The organism is Stenotrophomonas sp. STEN046, assembly GCF_056759755.1.
Map to the genome: position 1 here is coordinate 74,041 of NZ_JBRRDR010000013.1, position 23,075 is coordinate 97,115.

The window sequence follows — 23,075 nt, forward strand, 5'->3', positions numbered from 1 at the left end:
CGCCCGATGGAACTGCGCCCGGAACAGCTGGCCGGCCAGAGTGCTGACACGGTGCTGGCGCCGGTCTACCTGATCGCCGGGCCGGAAACCCTGCGCGTGCTCGAAGCGGCAGATGCCGTGCGCGCCCGCGCCCGTGCCACCGGTATCGACGAGCGTGAAGTGTTCGACGCCGATGGTCGCGATTTCGACTGGAACCAGCTCGACGCCAGTTTCAACGCCCCCAGCCTGTTCAGTGCCCGCCGTCTGGTGGAAGTGCGCCTGCCCAGTGGCAAGCCGGGCAAGGACGGTGGCGAGGTGATCAGCCGCTTCTGCGCCGATCCAGCCCCGGACGTGATCCTGATGATCACCGCCAACGAGTGGAGCAAGGCCCATCAAGGCAAGTGGGCCGAGGCGGTCAACCGGGTCGGCGTGCTGTCGGTGGCCTGGGCGATCAAGCCGCATGAGCTGCCGGACTGGATTGAACGCCGCCTGCGCAGCAGAAGCCTGCGTGCAGAGCCTGCGGCGGTACAGCGGTTGGCCGAACGCGTGGAAGGCAACCTGCTGGCTGCCGCACAGGAAATCGACAAGCTCGCCCTGCTGGCCGACGGTCAGACCCTGGACGTCGAGCGGATGGAGTCGCTGGTTGCCGATGCGGCCCGCTACGACGTGTTCCGGCTGGTGGAGGCCACGTTCTCCGGCCAGCCACAGGCCGTGCTGCGGATGCTGGCTGGCCTGCGTGGCGAAGGCGAGGCGGTGGCCGCGCTGATGCCGATCGTCATCCGTGAACTGCTGGCCGGTGCCGCCCTGGCGCGGGTACAGGCGCGTGGCGGCAACCTGGCTGCGGAAATGAAGTCGCGCGGCATCTGGGAGTCGCGGCAGGCCCCGTACAAGCGCGCGCTGCAGCGGCATCCCGAAGGCAAGCGCTGGGAGCGTTTCGTGGCCGAGGCGGGTCTGGTCGATCGCATCGCCAAGGGCCGCGCCGATGGCGATGCCTGGCTGGCCCTGGAGCGCCTGCTGGTGGCGGTGGCCGAGGCACGTGCGGTGCGCCTGCTCGCCCGGGCCTGAGCCATGAGCCTGCGGATCTATTACGGTGGCACCTTCGACCCGGTGCATCTGGGCCACATGGCCATCGCGCGCGCCGCACGCGATGAGCTGCAGGTGGCGGTGCGCATGTTGCCCGCAGCCGACCCGCCACACCGCCCGGCCCCTGGCGCCAACGCCGAGCAGCGCTGCACCATGCTGGGGCTGGCCATCGGTGACGAACCGGGGCTGCTGCTGGACCGGCGTGAACTGGATCGCGCCAGGCACTTTCCGGGCCGGCCGTCCTACACCGTCGATACCCTGCGCGAACTGCGTGCCGAACTTGGCCCCAGCCGGCCGTTGGCATGGCTGGTCGGGGCTGACAGCCTGCTGGCGCTGCCCAGCTGGCATGACTGGCAGGCGCTGTTCGGGCTGGCCCACTTCATCGTTGCCGAGCGCCCAGGCAGCCTACTGCGCGCCAGCGTCGATGGCGCGCTGGGACAGGCCACCGAAGGACGATGGGCCGACAATGAACAGGCCTTGTTCGCCAGCCCGGCCGGACGCATCCTGCGGCTGCACCACCCGCTGCGCGAGGAATCGGCCAGCGCCGTGCGTACCCAGATCGCTGCCGGCGGCCCCTGGCGGGCGATGCTCGCCCCCGCGGTGGCCGACTACGTGGCTGGCCATGGCCTGTACCGCCCGGCCACGCCGTGAATGCCGCGGCCGCATTGTGCCCGTATAATCGCCGCTACGTTTATCGAGTCGATCCGCTTTGAGCAACCAGACCCAGCCCCAGACCATCAAGGTCGATCTGCCCAGCCCGCCGCCGTCCGTGCCGGAACTGCTGGCCAGCGTCCGCCAAGCCACCGAAGACCTGAAGGCCAAGGACCCGGTAGAGATCGACGTACGCGGCAAGTCCAGCGTCGCCGACTACATGGTGGTCGTCTCGGGTACCTCGACCCGCCATGTGAAGTCCATCGCCGATGAAGTGGTGCGCTTCGCCAAGAAGATCGATGTCATGCCGCTGGGTGTTGAAGGCGAGCGTGAAGCCGAGTGGGTGCTGGTCGACCTGGGCGATGTCATCGTGCACGTGATGCTGCCCCGCGTGCGTGAGTTCTACGCGCTTGAGCGCCTGTGGACCGTCGGCGACCAGCCGCCGTCCCATGATGACGACGAAGTGGCCTGAGCCACACGTTGAAGCAGTGTTCGACGGCGCCGATGGCGCCGTCGACGTTTTGGAGAAGCGTTGATGAAAGCCCGCCTGATCGCTACCGGTGAGCGCGCGCCCAGCTGGGTGGCGCAGGGGTTTGCCGAATACCAGAAGCGGCTGTCGCACTGGCTGCCGTTCGAGCTGGTCGAGATCGAGCCGGGCCTGCGCGGCAAGGGGCGCGATGCGCGCCGCGCCACCGACGATGAGGGCAAGCGGGTCATTGCCGCGCTGCCCAAGAATGCCTACGTGGTGGCACTGGACGTGCCGGGCCGCCAGCTCAGTTCGGAACAGCTCGCACAGCGGCTGGAGCATTGGCGCGGGCAGGGCAGGGACCTGGCATTCCTGATCGGCGGCCCGGAAGGGCATTCGCAGGAAGTGTCCGCGCTGGCCGACGAGAAATGGTCGATCGGCCCACTGACATTGCCGCACATGCTGGTGCGCCTGGTGGTGGCCGAGCAGCTGTATCGCGCTGCGGCGATGCTGGCAAATCACCCCTACCATCGCGCGTGAAGAGTCGTTATACTAGCCGTCTGCCCGAATAGCTCAGCCGGTTAGAGCACTTGACTGTTAATCAGGGGGTCGTTGGTTCGAGTCCAACTTCGGGCGCCACATTCAAGAGGCCTGCATCGCAAGATGCAGGCCTTTTTCATTGCGTCGTGCGGTGGGATCGCGTGGGCTGAGCGATCCATGCCATGCGGGGCTGCATGGCACGCACGCTGTGCAGCGAACCCGGCTCTACAATGCGGCTTCATCATGTGGATGTTGACGATGCGCGCCATCGGCTTCGCTGTTTCACTGCTGCTTGCCCTGCAGCCGTTCGCTGCATCAGCCGCCGCGCCTGCAGCCTGGCAACCACCGGCCGGTACCACCGAATTCCCTCTCTGGCCGGATGGGAGAGTGATGGCACCGCCAAAGCTGAAAGGCCCCGAGCAGGTCAGCGAAACGGTCTCCAAAGCCAGTGGCGAGCGCTGGATGATGCTGCAGAACGTCGCTGTGCCCACGCTTACGGTATTTCCGGCGAAAGGTTCACCCAATGGCGCCGCCGTGATGGTGGTACCGGGCGGTGGCTACAACGTACTGGCGATCGACCTGGAAGGCAGTGAGATCTGTGATTGGCTCAGCGCAAAGGGCATCACCTGCGCACTGCTGAAGTATCGCGTGCCGGGCTCGGGACCGAACTGGAACCGCGAATGCAACTGCCGTGACATTCCGGCAGTGCCGATGGCGTTGCAGGATGCGCAGCGTGCAATGGGCCTGCTGCGTGCGCAGGCCGCACGCTGGAAGTTCGATCCACAACGGTTGGGCGTGATCGGCTTCTCGGCCGGCGGCCATGTGGTGGCCGGGCTGAGCACGCATGTGCAGCGCAGCTATGCAGCACTGGATGCCGCGGATGCGCATTCCAGCCGGCCGGACTTTGCGATGCTGCTGTATCCGGGGCATCTCTGGGTGCGCAAGGATGACTCGCTTGAAAAAGACATCGTGGTCGATGCCACGGTGCCACCGACGTTCATCGTGCAGGCCGTCGATGACCCAACGGACGATGTCCGCCATGCATTGACCTATCAGCGCGCGCTGATCGAAGCGGGAGTGCCGGTTGAAATGCATCTGTTCGCGCGCGGCGGCCACGCGTTCGGCCTGCGCCTGAAAGACGCGCCGGTGTCGGCATGGCCGGGCTTGGCCGAACGCTGGATGTACGACATCGGCATGCTGACCAAGCATTAGCGCGGGGCATGGCCCGGGTCTACAAGGCGAGCGCGCCACGGGAGAACGCCACCAGCGTGGCGATCGCCACGACCACGATCGCGGCGAACAACAGCCACTCCCAGCGCGTGAAAATGCGCTCGCCACGCTGGTGCCGTGTCAGCGCGAACAACACCACGCCCGGCACATACAGCAGCACCGACAGCAGCAGGTTGTCCAGGCCACCGGCATACACCAGCCACAACGCATAGGCACTGGCCAGCAGCGCGACGATGAAGTCGCGCCAGCGGGCACCGGCCGCGTCTTCATAGGCCTGGCCCTGCCAGGCCAGCTTCACGCCGAATGCGCTGGACAGGAAGTACGGCACCAGGCTCATCGATGCCGCCAGCAGCACCAGGCTGGTGTAGCTGCCCGAGTTGAACAGCACCAGCAGCAGGAACAGCTGGATCAGGCCATTGCTCAGCCACAACGCATTGGCCGGCACGCCGCGCGCATTCTCGCGACCCAGAAATGCCGGCATGGTGCCATCGCCAGCGGCAGCAAACAGCACCTCGGCGCACAGCAGTACCCAGGCCAGCAGCGCGCCCAGTACCGAGATGATCGAGCCGATGATGATGACCGTCGCGCCCCATTCCCCAACGATCGCGCGCAGCACATAGGCCATCGAGGGATTGGGCAGGCCGGCCAGTTCGGCCTGCGACAGCACGCCCATCGACAGCACGCTGACCAGCACCAGCAGCAGCCACACCCCGATGAAGCCGATCACGGTGGCGCGGCCGACATCGGTGCGGCGCGCGGCACGGCGCGAGTAGATGCTTGCGCCCTCGATGCCGATGAACACCCATACGGTGACCAGCATCATGCCGCGCAACTGCTGGCCAAGATCGCCGAGCGCCGGAACGCCGAAGAAGTCGGCGCGGAACACATCCATGCGGAACGCGCCGGCCGCCAGCACCAGGAACAGCGCGATAGGTACCAGCTTGGCCACCGTGACCAGGCCATTGACGATGGCTGCGGTGCGCAGGCCGCGCAGCACCAGCAGGTGCACGGTCCATAGCAGCAGCGACGATGCGGCGATGGCGGCCGGTGTATTGCCTTCACCGAACACCGGCAGGAAATGGCCGAGGCCGCTGAAGATCAGCACGAAGAAGCTGGCGTTGCCCAGCACCGATGCAACCCAGTAGCCCCACGCCGCTGAGAACCCGATGTAGTTGCCGAAGCCGGCGCGGGCATAGGCATAGATGCCGGTGTCCAGGTCGGGGCGGCGATTGGCCAGCGCCTGGAACACGAACGCCAGCATCAGCATGCCGGCGCCGCTGACGGCCCAGCCGATCAGCGCGGCGGCCGGGCCGGCGCTGCGGGCCACGTTCTGCGGCAGTGAAAAGATGCCGGCGCCCACCATCGAGCCGACCACCAGGGCGGTCAGGGCAGCCAGGCCAAGGCGTTGGTTGGAAGAGGGCATCACGCGCGCCGCAGGTATCGAGGTGTCCATGATGGACGCTGTCGTCTGCGGAAAAAAGCAGAGGCCCGGGACTGGGCCCGGGCCTCTGCGGGTGACGCTGCAGCAGGATTACTTGAACGTGTACTTGGCACCGACGGTGAAGTAACGGCCCAGCGCACCGGAGAAGTGCATCGGGTTGTAATTCACACCGCCATAGGTGGTCGGATCGAGAGGAGCAATACGATCAAACACATTGGCCACCGAGGCGTTGAGTTCGAAGGCATCGGTGATGTTCCAGCGGCCCGACAGATCGAACGTGGTGAAGGAGGAAATCTTCTTTACCGGCGTGCCGTCCGCATAGAACGCCTGATAAGTGCCCCCACGCTTGTCGGTGTTGTCCATCTTGCCGATGTAATTGGCAATACCGCTGACGCTCCACGGACCCTGCCGCCAGGTGGTACCGAAGTTGATCTTGTCCTTCGGCGTACCGATGCAGTTGGTCACGTCGCAGTTGCCGTGGGTGCCGGCATAGTCGACGGTCTCAGTGCCTTCAGTGCGCTCGAATTTCAGGATGTGGCTCCACTGCAGGTCCATTTCCAGCTGACCGGGACCGATGTCGAATGTCTGGCGGATATCGGTATCGATGCCCCGGACACGCGAGGAGTTGGCATTCACATACGCAGTGTTGACCGCCAGGATGTTGCCGCTGTTGGGCACGCCACCGATGTTGTTGATGTCACGTACGACGTTGCCGGCCCGGATCGCTGCCGTAGTGCTGCCCTGAGCAATTTCATTGGTGCGCTTGATCTGCCACGCATCGACGGTCATCGAAGTCGAAGACGTTGGTTGCAGCACGATGCCCACCGAGTAACTCTTGGACTCCTCGGGCTTCAGATCCTTGTTCGGGCGGGTGATGATCGCCACCGTGCGGGCAGGGGCAGTGCATTCGGCGGGATCGATGTCGCAGCGCAGCGGGTCGGTTGCGTTCGAGAATGCAGCCAAACCACCGTCACCGTTCTCGGCGGGGTTCGGTGCACGGAAACCTTCGGCATAGCTGGCTCGCAGAGCGATCCAGTCGGTCGGGGTCCACTTCACGCCCAGCTTCGGAGTGGCTTTGCCCTCACCACTTTCGTACTTGTCGTAGCGCAGCGCGCCGGACAGTTCCAACTGCTCCAGTACCGGCGCGGACAGCTCGACATAGCCGGCGTACACGTTCTGCGTGCCGTCATAGGCCGAGTAACCCAAGCCGATGATATCGCCCGTGTCGGTGTAGGTCTGCGGCGTCAGGCTGTTGCTGGTCTTGCGCCATTCGGTACCGATCGCCAGGCCCAGGGGCCCACCCTTGAGGTCCATCAAGCTGCGCGACACGGTGAAATCGAACATGTCCAGACCGGACTTGGCACGGGCGCTGATGGTCGGTGAAATATAGTCGTAGAGGGCCTGGGAGTTCAGATTGGCGTTGTCGCCGATGCGCCACACGCCGCCCGCGCAGTTCGGATTGCCCAGTGCGCACTGCACGGCGCTGTAGCGCAGGAAACCCGTACGCTTGTTGACCAGGTCGGTTGCCGAATGCAGATAGGCCGTATCGTAGCTCCAGTCACCCCAGTTGCCCTTCACGCCAACCAGGAAACGGTTGAACTCGTTGGTGTTGTTGGTCACGCGCGGGCCAACATCCCAAGCCGAGTAGCGCAGCCTGGAGGCTTGGCCGGGAATCGGATTATCAGGATGGTTCGGGCCGAGTACAGTGGCTTTGGCGCCGCTGTTTGCAGTGACTACACCACCTGGAAAGCCCCATGTACCGGCGGCACCCGACGGAGTATTGCTGAAGATCGTTTCCTTCTTCGAGTAGCCGATCTCCGTGTAGATCTCGCCGCCTTCACCGAAAGCGAACGAGGCACGACCGAACACGTTGATGTACTTCTCTTCCGGCGTCAGGTCGCGATACTGCTGCGCTGGATCCCACAGGCAGCCTTGCGCCTGTGCGGTTGCGTCCGTCTGGCCCGGGATGGTGGTGAGGTTTGCACAACCAGGGAGTGCGACCAGGAACGCGGGATTGTCGTCGGTTACATTGCGGTCGTCGAACACTGAACCATTCGGACCGACACCGCCGGATGTACCTCCGGACAGATAGGCGCCGCCCAGGAACTGCGAATCTGCTGCATCGTAGCCCCATGGGCGTGTATCGCCGGTGCCGATCCACTTGCGGTTCTTGCGGTCGCTGATCTTGATCGCGTCGGTCTTGCCGACATCCAGGCTGAAGAATGCATTCCAGCCGTCGGTGGCCAGATCGCCGGTACCGGCGGTCAGGGTGGCCTTCTTGGCATTGCCGTCGCCATCACCGGAGGTGCCGTAGGAGGCACGCAGGATGCCGCCCTGGAAGTCGCTGCGCAGGATGATGTTGACCACGCCGGCGATGGCATCGGAGCCATAGATCGCCGAGGCACCGTCCTTCAGCACTTCCACGCGCTCGACGGCGTCGAGGGGAATGGTGCTGAGGTCGGTGAACACCTTCTGGCCGTCATCGGCCAGGCCGTAGGTCGCCATGCGGCGGCCATTCAACAGCACCAGCGTCGAACCGGCGCCAAGGCCGCGCAGCGAAATGCCCGCGCCGCCACCGGCAAAGCCGTTGCCGAAGGTCTTGGGGATGGAGCCAGCGCCATCGGCGGTGATGGTCTGCAGATACTCGGCAAGTGTGGTCTTGCCGGTGCGATCGATCTCCTGCCGGGTCACCACCTGCACCGGCGACGGTGTCTCGGTGTTGGTGCGCGGGATGTTCGAACCGGTAACGGTGATCCGGTCAAGGTTGGTGGCTTGTTCCTGTGCAAACGCAGAGGATGAAGCCACGGCGCCGGCCAGCAGCAGGGCGCCGCCGGTAAGGATATGGGTGATGGACGATGCCAGGTGGTTATGGCGGCGGCTGGCGGGCCGTTGGATCGGGTGTTTCACAGCTTCTCTCCTGACTGGAAAACTCGAGCATTGAGGGCTGTCTCCGGTGTGTCCCGGGACGCGTCAATCTAGGTTTCCAGCAGGTGACGGAGGTGTGAAGTTTTACTAAATTCGTAACGATTTTCGAACGACTGTCAAATGATCGGGCAGATTGGCCCTGTTGCGCCCCGTTCCCCGTTGCACGCTCCCGGCAGGGCCGGCCCGGCGGCTGCCGGGCCGGTTTTTCCCACTCAGTCGGGCAGGGAGAACTGCACCGGCACCATCCCGATGGCCGGAACCGCCATGCCGTCACGTTCGGCCGGGACGAAGCGCCAGTGACGCAGCACCTGCTGGCGGGCGGCCTGGTCCAGGCTGCGCGAACCACTGCTGCGTTCAATGCTGACGTTCACCGGCTGGCCGCTGGTGTCCACTTCCACCCGCAGCAGCACCGTGCCCTGCTCATGGTTGCGCAGGGCCTGGATCGGGTAGCCCGGCGGCGGGTTGCTGCGGTACTGCAGCTGGGCGCCCGCCAGCGGCGTGGACGGTGCGAGGGTCGGTGCCGCCTCCACCGCGGTCGGCTCTGCCGCAGGCAGGATGATGCCCTGGGCTTCTTCGACGGTCGCGGTCGGCGCCGGCAGGGGCTGCGGGGCCGGTACGGCCTGCTGCTTCTTCACCACTTCCACCTTTTCAGGCTTCGGTTTCACCAGCTCCGGATCGAGCGGTTTGGGCTCTTCCCTGGGGATGAACCGGATGGTGGTCTGATCGCGCGGCAGCGCTGTGATGGCTTGATAGGTCGCGGGAATCAGCAACAACAGCAGCGCGAGCAGATGCAGGGCGATGGCCGCACTCCAGGCGGCAACGCGGGCGGGATCGAAGTGCAGGGGTACTACGGGGTATGTACGAACCATGGTCCACCTCCATGCCAGTGTCGAAGTCCTCAACGCACCAGGGCCGCCATCGGGGTTGCCGCACGCGGCTGGCAGCCAATCATTAGCGCGCGGCCTCCACCACTGCCTAGAGGCAGGGGCCTGGGCGTTGAGCTGGCCTTCATATACGAAGCAGGGGCCAGCGTTGGCTGGCCCCTGCTGTGCTCTCCGGTGGTGGCCAACCTTGGTTGGCGCTTCAGGCAACGGCTGCCAACCAAGGCTGGCATCTACCGGCTGACGCTGCCGTCAGCGGCCCAGTTCGAACACCACGTCAAGGGTGACCGAGATCGTGGATTCACCCGGAGCGACCGGGGTGGCCTTGTCCATTGCGGCGCCGGCCGACATGGCGCGCATCATCGGCATCGGGCGGAACCCGCCACCGGCATTCTCGGAAATGCTGACGATCCGGCGCACCTGCAGGCCCAGCGACTTCGCATAGGTCTGGGCGCGGGCCTGGGCCTTCTTCAGTGCGGCCAGGCGGGCTTCGTCATAGACCGGCTCGGGCTGGTCGATCTCGAACTGCGGGCCGTTGATCTGGTTGGCACCCTGGGCGGCCAGCGCGTCGAGCACCTTGCCGAGCTTGGCGATGTCGCGCACCTTCAGGCTGACGGTGTTGCTGGCCTGGTAGCCGGTGATCTTCGGCGCTTCATTGTCCGCATAGCGGTACTGCGGGTTGAGGCTGACGCCGCTGGTCTGCACGTCGCGCTCGGCAATGCCGGCGGCCTTGATCGCGGCCAGCACCTTGTCCATCTGCTGGGCGTTCTGGCGCATGGCGCTGTTGCCGTCGGCGGCCTGGGTGACCACGCCGGCCGACAGGGTGGCCACGTCCGGCACGCGGGTGGCTTCGGCATTGGCCGAAATGTTCAGCAGGGTGCCTTCGGCCGGGGCGGCGATCGACGGCGACGACGGGTCGGCATGGGCGGTCATCGAAGCTCCAAGAGCGAGGGACAGGGCAAGCAGCAGCGGGGTGGCGGTGCGGCGCATGGGATCTCCTTGTTGTGGCGGTGAGGGTGGTGTCGTAGCGATGAACGCGCTGTGAGTCCAATCGGGGTTGCACGCGTGCCGGGCGAGGTTGCCGACGATTCAGGTGCCAGCCTCAGGGTATGCTGTGCCGATGCTCTATCTTGCTTCCCGCTCCCCCCGACGCAACCAGCTGCTGGCCCGACTCGGACGCCCTTTCCAGGCCCTGGACCTGGAGGTGGTCGAGCAGCGCGCGGCCGCTGAAAGCGCACAACAGTATGTCTGCCGGGTCGCCGCCGACAAGGCACGGGCCGGCCTGGCCCGGGTGCTGGTCGATGACCCGCAGGCGCGGGTGCTGGGTTCGGATACCGAAGTGGTGCTTGATGGCGAGGTCTTCGGCAAGCCGGCCGATGCGGCCGACGCACGGGCGATGCTGGCGCGGTTGGCCGGTCGCACCCACCAGGTGATGACGGCGGTGGTTGTGGTCGGCGCCGATGCGCTGGACAGCGAGCTGGTCGTTTCCGAGGTGACCTTCGCCCCGATCGACAGCGCCGACATCGCCGCCTACGTGGCCACCGGCGAACCGCTGGACAAGGCCGGTGCCTATGCCATCCAGGGCGGTGCCGAGCGCTGGATCGAACATCTTTCCGGCAGCTACTCCGGTGTCATGGGGTTGCCGCTGCTGCATACCGATCGTCTGCTGGCGCGCTGCGGCGTGCCGGCCCCAACTGCTGATGCCGCCAGGGAGGCTGCCGATGTCTGAGGAAATCCTGGTCAATGTGACCCCGCGCGAGACCCGGGTCGCGGTGATCGAGAACGGCATGCTGCAGGAACTGCATATCGAGCGCGGTTGGCGCCGGGGTGTGGTCGGCAACATCTACAAGGGCAAGGTGCAGCGGGTGATGCCGGGCATGCAGGCGGCCTTCGTCGAGGTCGGGCTGGAGCGCGCCGCGTTCCTGCACGCCAACGACGTGGTGCGGCCGGCGCCGGTGGCCAGTGCCGATACCGAGAACACCACGCTGCCACCGCCGTCCAGCGTGCCGATCGTTGAGCTGCTGCGCGACGGCCAGGACATCGTCGTGCAGGTGGTCAAGGATCCGATCGGAACCAAGGGCGCACGCCTGACCACCCAGATCAGCATTCCTTCGCGCTACATGGTGCTGCTGCCGCAGTCGAAGGTGGTGGGGGTGTCGGCGCGCATCGAGGACGAAGGCGAGCGCGCGCGGCTGAAGGCGCTGGTGACCGAGCTGTCGGCCCAGCATGGGGGGTACGGCTACATCGTGCGTACCAATGCGGAGGGCCAGCCGGCCGAGGCCATCGCCGAGGACATCGCCTACCTGTCGCGGGTATGGAACGTGGTCGAGCGCCGCGGCCGTGAAGCGGCCTCGTGCAGCAACATCTATGAAGACCTGAGCCTGCCGCTGCGTTCGGTGCGCGACCTGATCCGCAAGGACGTGGACAAGGTGAAGGTGGACTCCAAGGAGACCTTCGCCCAGCTGCAGGCCTTCGTGGCCAAGTACATGCCGGTGCTGGCCGAGAAGATCGAGCTCTACAGCGGCGATCGCCCGATATTCGACATGTTCGGCGTGGAGGACGAGATCGGCCGCGCGCTGGACAAGCAGGTGCCGCTGAAGTCCGGTGGCTACCTGGTGATCGACCAGACCGAGGCGATGACCACCATCGACGTCAACACCGGCTCGTTCCTCGGCCAGCGCAACCTGGAAGAAACGGTGTTCCGCACCAACCTGGAGGCCGCGCAGGCGGTGGCCAGGCAGCTGCGGCTGCGCAACCTGGGCGGCATCATCATCATCGACTTCATCGACATGGACGATGCCGAGCATCGCCGCCAGGTGCTGCGCACGCTGGAAAAGGCGCTGGCGCGCGACCATGCCAAGACCACGGTGTACGACTTCTCGCCGCTGGGCCTGGTGGAAATGACCCGCAAGCGCACGGTCGAAAGCCTGGAGCGGCAGCTGTCGGAAACCTGCCCGCAATGCAGTGGCCGCGGCACCATCAAGACCACCGAAACGGTGACCTACGAGATCTTCCGCGAGATCACCCGTGCGGTGCGCCAGTTCGATGCGGCGCGCCTGCTGGTGATTGCCTCCAGCAAGGTGGTGGCGCGGATCACCGACGAGGAGTCCTCGGCGGTGGCCGAACTGGAGGAATTCCTCGGCAAGAGCATCCGCTTCCAGGCGGACGAGCAGTACCTGCAGGAGCAGTTCGATGTTGTGCTGCTCTGATCCAGGCCGACTGTCTTCTTCCGGTGGCCGATGAGCGCGCCGCCGCGCCTGCGACTGCGAAGGATCCGCCGTCATTTCATCGCCGCCTGCGCGGTTGGCCTGGTCGGCCTTGCCCTGCTGGTGGGTACCTTCAGCCAGCTGCTGCCGCTGGCTGAGCGCCACCCGGACCGCATCGCAGCGTGGTTGAGCGAGCGCGCCGGACAACCGGTGCGCTTCGAACGCCTGGACACCACCTGGACCCGGCGCGGCCCACTGCTGCAACTGAAGGGCCTGCGCATCGGCGCAGGCCAGGGCCTGGCCATCGGCGAAGCCGAAGTGCTGGTGTCCATGTACAGCGGCTTGTTGCCGGGCCGCTCGCTGACCGAACTGCGCCTGCGCGGACTGGCCCTGGACCTGCAGCAGGCCGCCGATGGCCGCTGGTCGGTGCGTGGGCTGCCGCAGTCCGGCAGCGGCGGCGATCCGCTGGATGCACTGCGCCGGCTGGGCGAGCTGCAGGTGATCGGTGGCCGCCTGGGCGTGCATGCACCGGCGCTGGGAATCGATGCGACCTTGCCGCGTATCGACCTGCGGCTGCGCGTGGATGGGCAGCGCCTGCGGGTGGGCGTGCGGGCCTGGGCACAGGTCGATGCACTGCCGCTGACCGCCGTGCTGGACCTGGACCGCCAGCGTGGCGATGGCCAGGCCTGGCTCGGCGCCGATCCGGTCGATTTCCATGCCTGGGCGCCGTTGTTGGCGGCTGGAGGCGTACGCCTGCGCGAAGGCAAGGGCGAGCTCAACCTGTGGTTGAGCCTGCGTGATTTCGCCCCGGTGGCGGTGACCACCGATTCGGATCTGCGCGAGCTGCGCATCGAAGGTGCGCCGATGCCCGGCGTTGCCCGCCCTGAAGTGCAGTTGCAGCGCCTGCAGGCGCGCCTGCGCTGGCAGCGGGTTGCCGATGGCTGGGTGTTGCAGGTGCCGCGCCTGCGGTTGCAGGCCGACGGCAGCCAGCAGCAGCTGGATGGGCTGCGATTGCAGATGGGCAGGCAGCTGCAGGTGCAGGCTGCCGCCGCACAGGCGGGCATTGCCGTGCGCACCCTGGCGCTCAGCGATCGGATGGATGCGGGCCTGCGCCGTTGGCTGTACCTGGCAAAGCCGCAGCTGGACGTGGCACAGCTGCAGGTGCGCGGCCAGCGTGACGGCCCGCTGTGGGCGCAGGGCGAACTGCAGTCGCTGGGGTTTGCCAGCGTCGGCGGCTCCCCGGGCCTGCGTGGCCTGGCAGGGCGCTTCGAGGGCGATGCGGATGGCTTCAGCCTGCAGCTGCAGCCGCAACGGCAGCTGCAGTTCGATTGGCCCAGCGGATTCGGCGTACGCCATGACCTGCATCTGGCCGGTCAGATCGTTGGCTGGCGTGATGAAGCCGGCGGCTGGCGCGTCGGCACCCCGGCCATGCGCGTGGAAGGTACCGACTATGCCGCTGACGTGCGCGGCGGGCTGTGGTTCCAAGGCGATGGCACCCGCCCGTGGATGCAGCTGGCGGCCAAGCTGGACGATGTACCGATGACGGCGGCCAAGCGCTTCTGGATCCATTCCAAAATGAGCAAGGGCGCCACCGACTGGCTGGACATGGCCCTGGCTGCCGGCCAGGTGCGTGATGGCATCGGCCTGGTCAGCGGTGATCTGGATGATTGGCCGTTCGACAACAACGATGGTCGCTTCGAGGCGACCGGCCACATCACCAACGGCGACATCCGTTTCCAGCATGATTGGCCGTTGATGGGCCAGGTGGATGCCGATGTCGCCTTCATCGGCCCGGGTTTCCACATGCAGGGCCGTGGCGACCTGGCGGGCGTGGCGGTGCAGCAGTTCGAGGCGGGCATCAAGGATTTCGGCCAGCAACCGCTGTACGTGCGTGCCGACAGCCAGGGCGATGCCGGCAAGCTGCTGGCAATGCTGCGGCAAAGCCCGCTGCACAAGGAATACGGCGACACCCTGGACAACCTCACCGCCAGCGGGCCGGCCAGGGTGCACTTCGATCTGCTGCAGCCGCTGCACCATGACGAGGGCGGCGGGCACCTGCAGGGCACGGTGGACCTGGCTGGCCTGAAGCTGGTCGACAAGCGCTTCCAGCTGGAATTCGACAACATGCGCGGGCAGGCGCGTTACAGCAATGGCGGTTTCGCTGCCGAGGAGCTGGCCGTGCGTCATCTCGGCCAGGATGGCCGCTTGAGCCTGCGTGCCGGCGGTTTCGTGCGCGATCCCAGGCTGGCCTTTGAATCGGAGCTGGCCGCCACCCTCGACGCCGGCACGCTGCTGGACCGGGCCCCGGAAATGGCCTGGCTGAAGCCCTATATCAGTGGTACCTCGCCGTGGACCATCGCGGTGAACATGCCCAAGGCCGCGCCGGGCACACCGACGCCGCCGAGCGAGCTGCGCCTGCGTTCGGATTTGGTGGGCACTCGCCTGGAGCTTCCTGCGCCGCTGGAAAAGCCGGCCGGAGACGTGCTGCCGACCACCGTGGCCGCGCAGCTGCCGATGGGCAACGGGCGCATCGACGTGGCCTTCGGGCAACGGCTGGCGCTGGCCGCGCGCAGCCACAACAACCAGACCGGCGTGCAGGTCACGCTGGGCAGCGACCATGTCGATCGCGAGCCACCGGCCAGCGGGCTGACCATCAACGGCCGCAGCCCGACCCTGGATGCGCTGGAATGGATCGGCCTGGCCCGCGGCGCCGGCGGCGACGGCGACCCGATGCCGCTGCGCGCGGTGGATGTGCAGGTTGGACAGCTGATGCTGGTGGGGGGGGTGTTTGAACAGACCCGGCTGCAGCTGCGTCCCGGCGCGCAGGCGCTGGACGTACGCCTGGATGGCCCGTCGCTGTCGGGCCGTTTGACCGTTCCCAACGCTGACGGCGGCACGATAAGCGGCCAGCTGGAGCGCGTGCACTGGCAATCGCTGCCGACCGTGCCCGGGGCCACCGCCGCACCGGCGCGGGTGCAGGCCGGTGCCGATGACATGGACCCGGCCAAGCTGCCGCCGTTCGCACTGGATATCGCTGACCTCACCTTCGGCAAGGTGGTGCTGGGCCAGGCCGTCCTGCGTACACGGCCGATCGCCTCCGGACTGAGTGTGGAAGAACTCCGGTTCCGTGCACCCAACCAGGAGATCGACATCAGTGGTCGCTGGCTGGGCAAGGGCGCCGGGTCGCGGACCGCGCTCAACGCGCAGGTGCGCAGTGAAGATCTTGGCGGCCTGCTGCAGAACCTCGACTACGGTGGCCAGCTGCGTGGTGGTTCCGGGCAGGCCCAGCTGCAGGCGTCCTGGCCTGGCGGTCCTTCGGACTTCCAGCTGGGCAACCTGCAGGGCCAGCTGGATGTGAATGCCCGCAACGGCCAGTTGCTGGAACTGGAGCCGGGGGCCGGGCGGGTGCTGGGTCTGCTGAGCGTGGCCCAGTTGCCGCGGCGGCTGATGTTCGACTTCCGCGATTTCTTCTCCAAGGGATTCGCCTTCAACCAGGTCCAGGGCGGCGTGCAGTTCGCCGATGGCATGGCGCGCACCGACAAGGTGCTGATCGAAGGGCCGGCTGCCAACATCACCATCCGTGGCGAGGCCGACCTGCGCAGGCAGCAGTTCGACCAGACCATCGACGTCAACCCGCGTGCCGGCAACCTGCTGACGGTGGTCGGTGCGGTGGCTGGCGGGCCGGTCGGCGCGGCACTGGGCGCTGCCACCAATGCGGTATTGTCCAAGCCATTGGGTGAGATCGGCGCCCGGACCTACCGGGTGACCGGCCCTTGGAAAGAACCCAAGGTGGAGGTGATCGAGCGCAGCCGCGAGCGCACCCCGCCTGCACCGCGCACGCCACCGGCGCCGGCAGCGCCACCGACCGTCACCGATCAGCCGCGCCCGCGCTGAGCGTGCGGCGTTCCCTGTTCACCACGGCGGGCTTGCCTGACCGCCTTCACACCCCCAGATCGAGACCATGACTGACAACGCCCTGACGCTTGCCCAAGACCGCCTGTTGCGCCCCGGTGGCCTGGATACCGCCGGCCTGGAGCGCACCTTCGGCCAACTGCTCGGCCCCGGTGTGGATTTCGGCGACCTGTACTTCCAGCATGCCCGGCGCGAAAGCTGGAGCGTGGAGGACGGCATCGTCAAGGACGGCGCCCATTCCATCGAGCAGGGCGTCGGCGTGCGTGCGATTGCCGGTGAGAAGACCGGCTTTGCCTATTCCGATGACATCCATGCCGACGCGCTGCTGACCGCCGCGCAGTCGGCGCGCGCGATCTCGCGCGAAGGCGGTGCGCAGTCCGGGCGTTCGCTGCTGCGCGGTGATGCGCGCGTGCTGTACCCGGCGCTGGACCCGATCGACGGCATCGGCAACGAGGCCAAGGTCGAGGTGCTCAAGCGCCTGGACGGTTACCTGCGTGCCGCCGACCCGCGAGTGAAGCAGGTGATGGTCAGCCTGTCCGGTGGCGTGGATACCGTGCTGGTCGCGCGCACCGACGGTGTGCTGGGCGCCGACGTACGCCCGCTGGTCCGGTTGAACGTGCAGGTGATCGTCGAGCAGAACGGGCGCCGCGAGTCCGGCTATTCCGGTGGCGGTGGCCGCTATGGCTACCAGCAGCTGTTCGCTGATGGCCGCCCGGAAGCATTTGCCCGCGAGGCACTGCGGCAGGCACTGGTGAACCTGGACGCGGTGCCGGCGCCGGCAGGCGTGATGCCGGTGGTGCTGGGACCAGGCTGGCCGGGCGTGCTGCTGCACGAAGCCGTTGGCCACGGCCTGGAGGGCGACTTCAACCGCAAGGGCACCAGTGTCTACGCCGGCCGCATCGGCGAGCGCGTTGCAGCCCCGGGCGTGACCATTGTCGATGACGGCACCCTGGACGGTCGCCGCGGCTCGCTCAACATCGATGATGAAGGGCATCCGACCCAGTGCACCACGTTGATCGAGGACGGCATCCTGGTCGGCTACATGCAGGATTCGCTCAACGCGCGCCTGATGGGCGTGGCACCGACCGGCAATGGCCGTCGCGAATCATTCGCGCACATGACCATGCCGCGCATGACCAATACCTACATGCGCGCCGGCCAGCACGATCCGCAGGAAATGATCCGTTCGGTGAAGAAGGGCCTGTACGCGGTCAACTTCGGCGGCGGCCAGGTCGACATCACCAGCGGCAAGTATGTGTTCTCGGCCACCGAGGCGTATCTGATCGAGGATGGCCGCATCACCGCGCCGGTGAAGGGCGCGACCCTGATCGGCAACGGCCCGGAAACCATGCAGAAGGTACGCATGGTCGGCAACGACCTGGCGCTGGACGAAGGTGTCGGCATCTGCGGCAAGGACGGGCAGAGCGTGCCTGTCGGCGTGGGCCAGCCGTCGCTGCTGATCGAGGGCATCACCGTGGGCGGTACCCAGGCCTGAGCACGGCGATGGCCACCGCCACCGCCCTGCCCGATGACGGGGACTCAGTCCTCGTCGGTTTCCCCGGCCGTGTCGTCGGCGTCGACATCCTCGTCGCCGGTCTTCAGGCCAAGGGCTGCCGGCAGCATCAGCGTGCGCAGCACCTGGAAGATCTCGCGGTAGGCGCGCGGCGGCTTGTTCTTGGCCTTTTCGGCCTGGGCGTTGCGTACCAGCGTGCGCAGCTGCTGGCGGTCGGCCTGCGGGTAGTCGTCCAGCAGCGCGGCCAGCGCCTTGTCACCCTCATCCATCAGGCGTTCGCGCCAGTCTTCGGCACGGTGCATCATCGCCACTTCGCGGCGCCCGGTTTCGCTGTTGGCGTCCAGGGCATCGCGGATCGCGTCGAGGGTGGCGTCGTCTTCGCGCCGCATGTGCTTGGCCAGGAACGCCAGCTGGCGCTTGTGCGCGATATGCGCGGTGATCCGCTTGCACTCGGCGATGTGCGGCAGCAGGTCCTCCGGCACCGGCAGGCGGGCCAGCTGGGCCGCGGTCAACGACACCAGTTTCTCGCCCAGGGCCAGGACATCCAGCGCATCGCGCCGGTTCTGGCTGCGGCTCTTGTCGTGGAATTCACCGGTTTCTTCGTCGCGTCCGCGCATCGTCCATACCTGATTTCAAAAAAAGTCGCCCGGCGTGATGCCGGGCCCAACCCGTACAGGATAAAGCATTGAACGTGATCGCCCCTGAAGTTGCCGTTGGCGACGACAGCCCGGCCCGGCTGGAACGGCTGGCCGATATTTCCCAGCAGCTGCTGCAGCGCGCCCGCGCGCTGGGCGCCAGCCAGGCCGAGGTCAGCTGCAGCGAGGACCGCGGGCTGGAGGTCAACGTCCGTCTCGGCGAGGTCGAGACCGTGCAGTCCACCCGCGACCGCGGCATCGCGGTGACCGTCTACTTCGGCCAGCGCAAGGGCAGTGCCAGCACCGCCGACCTGCACGAGGCCAGCCTGGTCGCCACGGTCGAACAGGCCTGCGCGATCGCCCGTCACACCGAGGACGACCCGGCTGCCGGGCTGGCCGAGGCCGGGCTGATGGCCCGCGATTTCCCCGAGCTGGACGGCTGGCACCCCTGGGAACTGCAGGCCGACGAGGCCGTCGACCTGGCCCTGGCCTGCGAGTCGGCAGGTCGCGAGGCCGACGCGCAGATCCGTAATTCCGATGGCGCTTCGGTGTCCAGCATGCAGAGCGTGTCGGTCTATGCCAACTCGCATGGCTTCATCGGCCGCGAGCGTGGCACCCACCATTCGATCGGCTGCGCGCTGATCGCCGGTACCGGTGATGGCATGCAGCGTGACGGCTGGTACACCGGCGCACTGGCCCGGGGCGACCTGGAAGACCCGGCCAGTGTCGGCCGCCGGGCCGCCGAGCGCACCGTGGCCCGCCTGCAGCCGCGCTCGTTGCCGACCGGCAGCATGCCGGTGCTGTTCGCCCCGGAAGTGGCCCGCAGCCTGGTCGGCCACCTGTTGTCGGCGGTGTCCGGCGGAGCCCTGTACCGCCAGGCCAGCTTCCTGCTGGACAGCGCCGGCCAGCAGCTGTTCCCGGCATGGATGCAGATCGATGAGCTCCCGCACCTGCGCCGCGGCCTGCGCTCTGCCGCCTTCGACGGCGACGGCGTGGCCACCCGGGCATCGGCGCTGGTGCGCGATGGCGTGCTGCAGCGCTATGTGCTGGGCAGCTATTCGGCGCGCAAGCTGGGGCTGCAGACCACCGCCAACGCCGGCGGTGTGCACAACCTGCAGCTGGCGGCCAATGCCGGTTCGCTGCAGGACATCGCCGCGCAGATGGGCACTGGCCTGCTGGTGACCGAGCTGATGGGGCAGGGCGTGAACGGGGTGACCGGCGACTACTCGCGGGGGGCCGGTGGCTTCCGCGTAGAGAACGGCCAGATCCAGTACCCGGTGGATGGCATCACCATTGCCGGCAACCTGCGGGACATGTTCATGGCCATCGAGGCGGTGGGCAGCGACGTCGATCCGCGCTCGCATATCCGCACCGGCTCGATCCTGGTGGGGCAGATGACGATCGCCGGTAATGATTGATGCCATTGATGGCGTAAGCTATGCCCGCCTGACGCGATCGGCTTGGCGCCGATCGGTCAAGACCACCCAATAAAAAGGAGTTTTGTCGTGAGCGAATTCGAAAACGTCCCGGCGGCGGCCAGCGTGCCTGCCGACCAGCGCACCATGGCCCTGGCAGCACACCTGCTGGGCATCTTCACCGGCTTCATCGGTGCACTCATCATCTGGCTGATCAACAAGGATGATGCCGGCAAGGCGTTTGTCGTCGACCAGGCCAAGGAAGCGCTGAACTTCCAGATCACCATCGCCATCGCGATGTTCGTCTGCATCATCCTGAGCTTCGTGCTCATCGGCATGATCCTGGCGCCGATCGTTGGCCTGTTGAGCCTGGTCTTCAGCATCATCGCTGCGGTGAAGGCCAACAACGGTGAAGCCTACCGTTACCCGTTCACCCTGCGCCTGATCAAGTAATCCCGGCGCTGCGTGCACACGAAAACGCCCGGCATTGCCGGGCGTTTTTTTTTACTCTGCCCAGCGGGCAGGGTCAGTGATCGCGCTCCACTGCCAGCGTTGCCAGCGCACGCAGCGCTTGGGCTTCTTCGCCGTAGCCGGCCAGCGTGGCCTGCATGCGGGCGGCCAGCTCGCGCAGCTGCGCCTTGGCGCCATCCATGCCGAGCAGCGCAGGGAAGGTGCTCTTGTCCTGCGCCTGGTCCTTGCCGGCGGTCTTGCCGAGCTGTTCGGAACTGGCTTCGACATCAAGGATGTCATCGCGTACCTGGAAGGCCAGGCCGAGTGCATCGGCGAAGCTGTCCAGCTGGGCCAGCTGGACCTGCTGCGCCTCGCCACACAGTGCGCCCATGCGCACCGCGGCACGGATCAGCGCACCGGTCTTCAGCGCATGCATGCGGGTCAGCGCGGCCAGTGACTGCTGCTGCCCGGTGGCGTCGATGTCCAGCGCCTGCCCGCCACACATGCCGGACGCACCGGAGGCATGGGCCAGGGTCTGCAGGCAGGCCACGCGCAGCGTCGCCGGCAGCGGCGCGTCGGCCAACAGGCCGAATGCGCGGGTCTGCAGGGCGTCGCCGGCAAGAATCGCGGTGGCCTCGTCGAAGGCGATGTGGGTGGTGGGCTTGCCCCGGCGCAGGGCGTCATCGTCCATCGCCGGCAGGTCGTCGTGGACCAGTGAGTAGGCGTGGATCAGTTCCACCGCCATCGCGGCCGCATCCAGCTTTTCCAGCGGTGCACCGAGCAGGTGGCCGGCGGCATAGACCAGCAGCGGGCGCATGCGCTTGCCGCCACCGAGCACCGAATAGCGCATGGCCTGGTGCAGGCGCTGCGGTGCGTCCGCCGGCGAGGGCAGGGCGGCATCGAGCTGGCTTTCGATACGGTCGCGCCAGCGCGCGAACAACGCCTCAGCCGTCATGGCTGGGCGGATCGAACGGTTCTGCGGTTTCCGGCTGGGCAGGATCACTGAGCAGGCGTACGCGCAGTTCGGCCTGCTCCAGCGCCTGCTGGCACTGGCGATACAGGCCGACGCCGCGCTCGTAAGCACTGAGCGAGGCTTCCAGGCTCAGCTCGCCGGTTTCCATCTGCTCCACCAGGTGTTCCAGCGATTCGAGCGACTGCTCGAACTGGGCGACAGGGGAGGCGTTTTCGGGGGACTTCTTGGCCATGCGACAAGTGTGGACGGCGCGCGCGCAGGGGTCAATTCACCAACCACCCGGACGCCACTGCAACTGCGCGCCGTGCTGCTGCAGCCACGCGTGCAGGGGCGCAGCAACGACCACGTCGGCTGCTGCCAGCAGTTGCCCGCCATCGAACAGCAAGGGCAGCTGCGCACGCCGCCACGGCGCCAGGTGTTCGCGCTGCAGGCAGTCCTTGAGTGCATGTGAATGGGTGCGCCCGGGCAACAGGATGCGTTCGCCTCCGCGACGGGCCCGCACCTGCAGGGGCCGCTCGAAGCCGTCGATGCCCTGCAGCTGCAGCTGGCCCCCGTCGGGCAGGGGCAGCGCGGCACGGCCATCCCAGTCCGCCTGCCAATGCTGCGGCAGCACCGGCAGTTCGGCCGGCAGCAGGTAGGCATGCAGCCGCCACTGGCGGATGGCGTGGCCCTGCCAACGCACCTGTGCCTGCCGATCTGCGCTCACCTCCAGCAGTTCCTGCTGCAGCTGGCGCAGGACGGTGGCGGCCAGCGGTGGTGCACCATGGCGCTGCACCCAGGCGCGCAGCACGCGTGCGCCACGCTCGGGTGATACCTGCCGCAGCAGCTCCAGCGACAGCACCCGCGGAGCGACCTCCAGGTGCGCGATCAGTTCGGCGTCTTCCTCATCCAGCAGCGCCCGCGTGCGCGCGCAGTGCCCGGCGCTGGCGGCCAGGGCCGCCGACGCATGCGGCCAGCGCTGGCGCAGCAGCGGCAGCACCTGCAGGCGCAGGAAATTGCGGTCGGCGTGGTCATCGGCGTTGCTGGGGTCTTCGATCCAGTCCAGCCCTTGCGCACCGGCGTAGCTGTGCAGGGCCGTACGTGGCAGCGACAGCAACGGGCGCCACAGGTGATGGCCATCGAGCACGCTGTCGGCGCTCATCGCAGACAGGCCGTCGACGCCCGAGCCGCGCAGCGCGCGCAGCAGGAACGTCTCGGCCTGGTCATCCTGGTGCTGGGCCAGGGCCAGCGTTTCGCCGTCGCGCAGTTCGGCAGCAAATGCGGCGCGGCGTGCCTGCCGGGCGGCACCTTCCAGGCCAAGGCCGTTGCCGGAGTCGACCTGCACGCGGTGCACGGCCAGATCGACACCGAGCGCGGCGCATTGCTGCTGACAGTGCAGCGCCCAGGCATCGGCAGCCGGCTGAAGGCCGTGGTGCACGTGCACGGCCCGCAGCGCGGTGCCCGATGCCTGGGCGCAGCGCCACAGCCAATGCAGCAGCACAGTCGAGTCGAGGCCGCCGCTGTAACCGACCAGCAGTGGAGCATCGAGCGGAACGAGGGCAGGGAACACAGTCACCGGCGCAAGTATAGGGTTGGTCGGCAGGGCTGCGCCCTGCACCCGCCGAAGCCGAAGCCGAAGCCGAAGCCGAAGCAACAGCAACAGCAACGGCCGAAGCAGCAGCAGAAGCTGGTTTCCTGAGGGTAGGCGGGGTGGGTCCGGTTGAGGGGGACGCCGTAAACCCATCCATGGGGGCTTGGTCGCGGCATCCATGCCGCTCACACCCCCTCAACCGGAC

The 23,075-nt window shown here is 67.1% G+C and carries 19 protein-coding genes and 1 tRNA gene; 12 read left to right on the top strand and 8 right to left on the bottom strand.

Annotated elements, in window-relative coordinates:
- Positions 1-6: 6 nt before the first annotated feature.
- From holA to ACVOLJ_RS08785, 6 genes are all read left to right on the top strand, one after another.
- Positions 7-1,044, top strand: coding sequence for a DNA polymerase III subunit delta (gene holA / locus ACVOLJ_RS08760; RefSeq protein WP_481563948.1), 1,038 nt, complete (start codon positions 7-9; stop codon positions 1,042-1,044).
- Positions 1,045-1,047: 3 nt separating this feature from the next.
- Positions 1,048-1,713: a nicotinate-nucleotide adenylyltransferase gene (nadD, locus tag ACVOLJ_RS08765; RefSeq protein ID WP_481563949.1), complete on the top strand. Its 666-nt coding sequence runs from the start codon at positions 1,048-1,050 to the stop codon at positions 1,711-1,713.
- Positions 1,714-1,771: 58 nt separating this feature from the next.
- Positions 1,772-2,185, top strand: coding sequence for a ribosome silencing factor (gene rsfS / locus ACVOLJ_RS08770; protein ID WP_475280428.1), 414 nt, complete (start codon positions 1,772-1,774; stop codon positions 2,183-2,185).
- Positions 2,186-2,248: 63 nt separating this feature from the next.
- Entirely contained in the window at positions 2,249-2,719 is a 471-nt protein-coding gene (gene rlmH / locus ACVOLJ_RS08775) for a 23S rRNA (pseudouridine(1915)-N(3))-methyltransferase RlmH (protein WP_475280427.1), read from the top strand.
- A gap of 22 nt (positions 2,720-2,741) precedes the next feature.
- A tRNA-Asn gene (locus ACVOLJ_RS08780) sits at positions 2,742-2,818 on the top strand.
- Between the two features lie 159 nt (positions 2,819-2,977).
- Positions 2,978-3,931 (top strand): alpha/beta hydrolase, encoded by a 954-nt coding sequence (locus tag ACVOLJ_RS08785; RefSeq protein WP_481563950.1) that lies wholly within the window; start codon positions 2,978-2,980, stop codon positions 3,929-3,931.
- A gap of 19 nt (positions 3,932-3,950) precedes the next feature.
- Here ACVOLJ_RS08785 and arcD read toward each other — a convergent pair whose 3' ends face one another.
- The 4 genes from arcD to ACVOLJ_RS08805 form a co-directional block, all read right to left on the bottom strand.
- On the bottom strand, positions 3,951-5,372 hold the full coding sequence (gene arcD / locus ACVOLJ_RS08790) for an arginine-ornithine antiporter (protein WP_481563957.1): 1,422 nt from the start codon (positions 5,370-5,372) through the stop codon (positions 3,951-3,953).
- A 108-nt stretch (positions 5,373-5,480) separates the two neighbouring features.
- On the bottom strand, positions 5,481-8,297 hold the full coding sequence (locus ACVOLJ_RS08795) for a TonB-dependent receptor (protein ID WP_475280425.1): 2,817 nt from the start codon (positions 8,295-8,297) through the stop codon (positions 5,481-5,483).
- Positions 8,298-8,527: 230 nt separating this feature from the next.
- Complete coding sequence (locus tag ACVOLJ_RS08800) at positions 8,528-9,184, bottom strand: energy transducer TonB (RefSeq protein ID WP_481563951.1); 657 nt, start codon at positions 9,182-9,184, stop codon at positions 8,528-8,530.
- Between the two features lie 264 nt (positions 9,185-9,448).
- Positions 9,449-10,186: an SIMPL domain-containing protein gene (locus ACVOLJ_RS08805; protein WP_475280423.1), complete on the bottom strand. Its 738-nt coding sequence runs from the start codon at positions 10,184-10,186 to the stop codon at positions 9,449-9,451.
- Between the two features lie 130 nt (positions 10,187-10,316).
- On the opposite strand from ACVOLJ_RS08805, the gene ACVOLJ_RS08810 reads away from it, so the two are divergent.
- The 4 genes from ACVOLJ_RS08810 (at position 10,317) to tldD (ending at position 17,809) form a co-directional block, all read left to right on the top strand.
- Entirely contained in the window at positions 10,317-10,925 is a 609-nt protein-coding gene (locus ACVOLJ_RS08810; protein ID WP_481563952.1) for a Maf family nucleotide pyrophosphatase, read from the top strand.
- Complete coding sequence (rng, locus tag ACVOLJ_RS08815) at positions 10,918-12,405, top strand: ribonuclease G (protein ID WP_475280421.1); 1,488 nt, start codon at positions 10,918-10,920, stop codon at positions 12,403-12,405. The genes ACVOLJ_RS08810 and rng overlap by 8 nt, the downstream gene beginning before the upstream one ends.
- A gap of 30 nt (positions 12,406-12,435) precedes the next feature.
- Positions 12,436-16,296: a YhdP family protein gene (locus tag ACVOLJ_RS08820; RefSeq protein ID WP_475280420.1), complete on the top strand. Its 3,861-nt coding sequence runs from the start codon at positions 12,436-12,438 to the stop codon at positions 16,294-16,296.
- Positions 16,297-16,363: 67 nt separating this feature from the next.
- Positions 16,364-17,809: a metalloprotease TldD gene (gene tldD, locus ACVOLJ_RS08825; RefSeq protein ID WP_481563953.1), complete on the top strand. Its 1,446-nt coding sequence runs from the start codon at positions 16,364-16,366 to the stop codon at positions 17,807-17,809.
- Positions 17,810-17,853: 44 nt separating this feature from the next.
- Here tldD and yjgA read toward each other — a convergent pair whose 3' ends face one another.
- On the bottom strand, positions 17,854-18,444 hold the full coding sequence (gene yjgA, locus ACVOLJ_RS08830) for a ribosome biogenesis factor YjgA (protein WP_475280418.1): 591 nt from the start codon (positions 18,442-18,444) through the stop codon (positions 17,854-17,856).
- A gap of 68 nt (positions 18,445-18,512) precedes the next feature.
- On the opposite strand from yjgA, the gene pmbA reads away from it, so the two are divergent.
- Complete coding sequence (gene pmbA / locus ACVOLJ_RS08835; RefSeq protein ID WP_481563954.1) at positions 18,513-19,880, top strand: metalloprotease PmbA; 1,368 nt, start codon at positions 18,513-18,515, stop codon at positions 19,878-19,880.
- Between the two features lie 87 nt (positions 19,881-19,967).
- Positions 19,968-20,330: a DUF4870 domain-containing protein gene (locus tag ACVOLJ_RS08840; protein WP_475280416.1), complete on the top strand. Its 363-nt coding sequence runs from the start codon at positions 19,968-19,970 to the stop codon at positions 20,328-20,330.
- A 73-nt stretch (positions 20,331-20,403) separates the two neighbouring features.
- On the opposite strand, the gene ACVOLJ_RS08845 is transcribed toward ACVOLJ_RS08840, so the two are convergent.
- Genes ACVOLJ_RS08845 through tilS form a run of 3 tightly spaced genes read right to left on the bottom strand, consistent with a single transcriptional unit; the run spans position 20,404 to position 22,855 of the window.
- On the bottom strand, positions 20,404-21,282 hold the full coding sequence (locus ACVOLJ_RS08845) for a polyprenyl synthetase family protein (RefSeq protein ID WP_475280415.1): 879 nt from the start codon (positions 21,280-21,282) through the stop codon (positions 20,404-20,406).
- Positions 21,272-21,532 carry an exodeoxyribonuclease VII small subunit gene (locus ACVOLJ_RS08850; RefSeq protein WP_079222675.1) on the bottom strand — a complete coding sequence of 87 codons (261 nt, stop codon included), beginning with the start codon at positions 21,530-21,532 and terminating at the stop codon, positions 21,272-21,274. The genes ACVOLJ_RS08845 and ACVOLJ_RS08850 overlap by 11 nt, the downstream gene beginning before the upstream one ends.
- Positions 21,533-21,568: 36 nt before the next feature.
- Positions 21,569-22,855, bottom strand: a complete 1,287-nt coding sequence (tilS, locus tag ACVOLJ_RS08855) for a tRNA lysidine(34) synthetase TilS (RefSeq protein ID WP_481563955.1) — start codon at positions 22,853-22,855, stop codon at positions 21,569-21,571.
- Positions 22,856-23,075 lie beyond the last annotated feature (220 nt).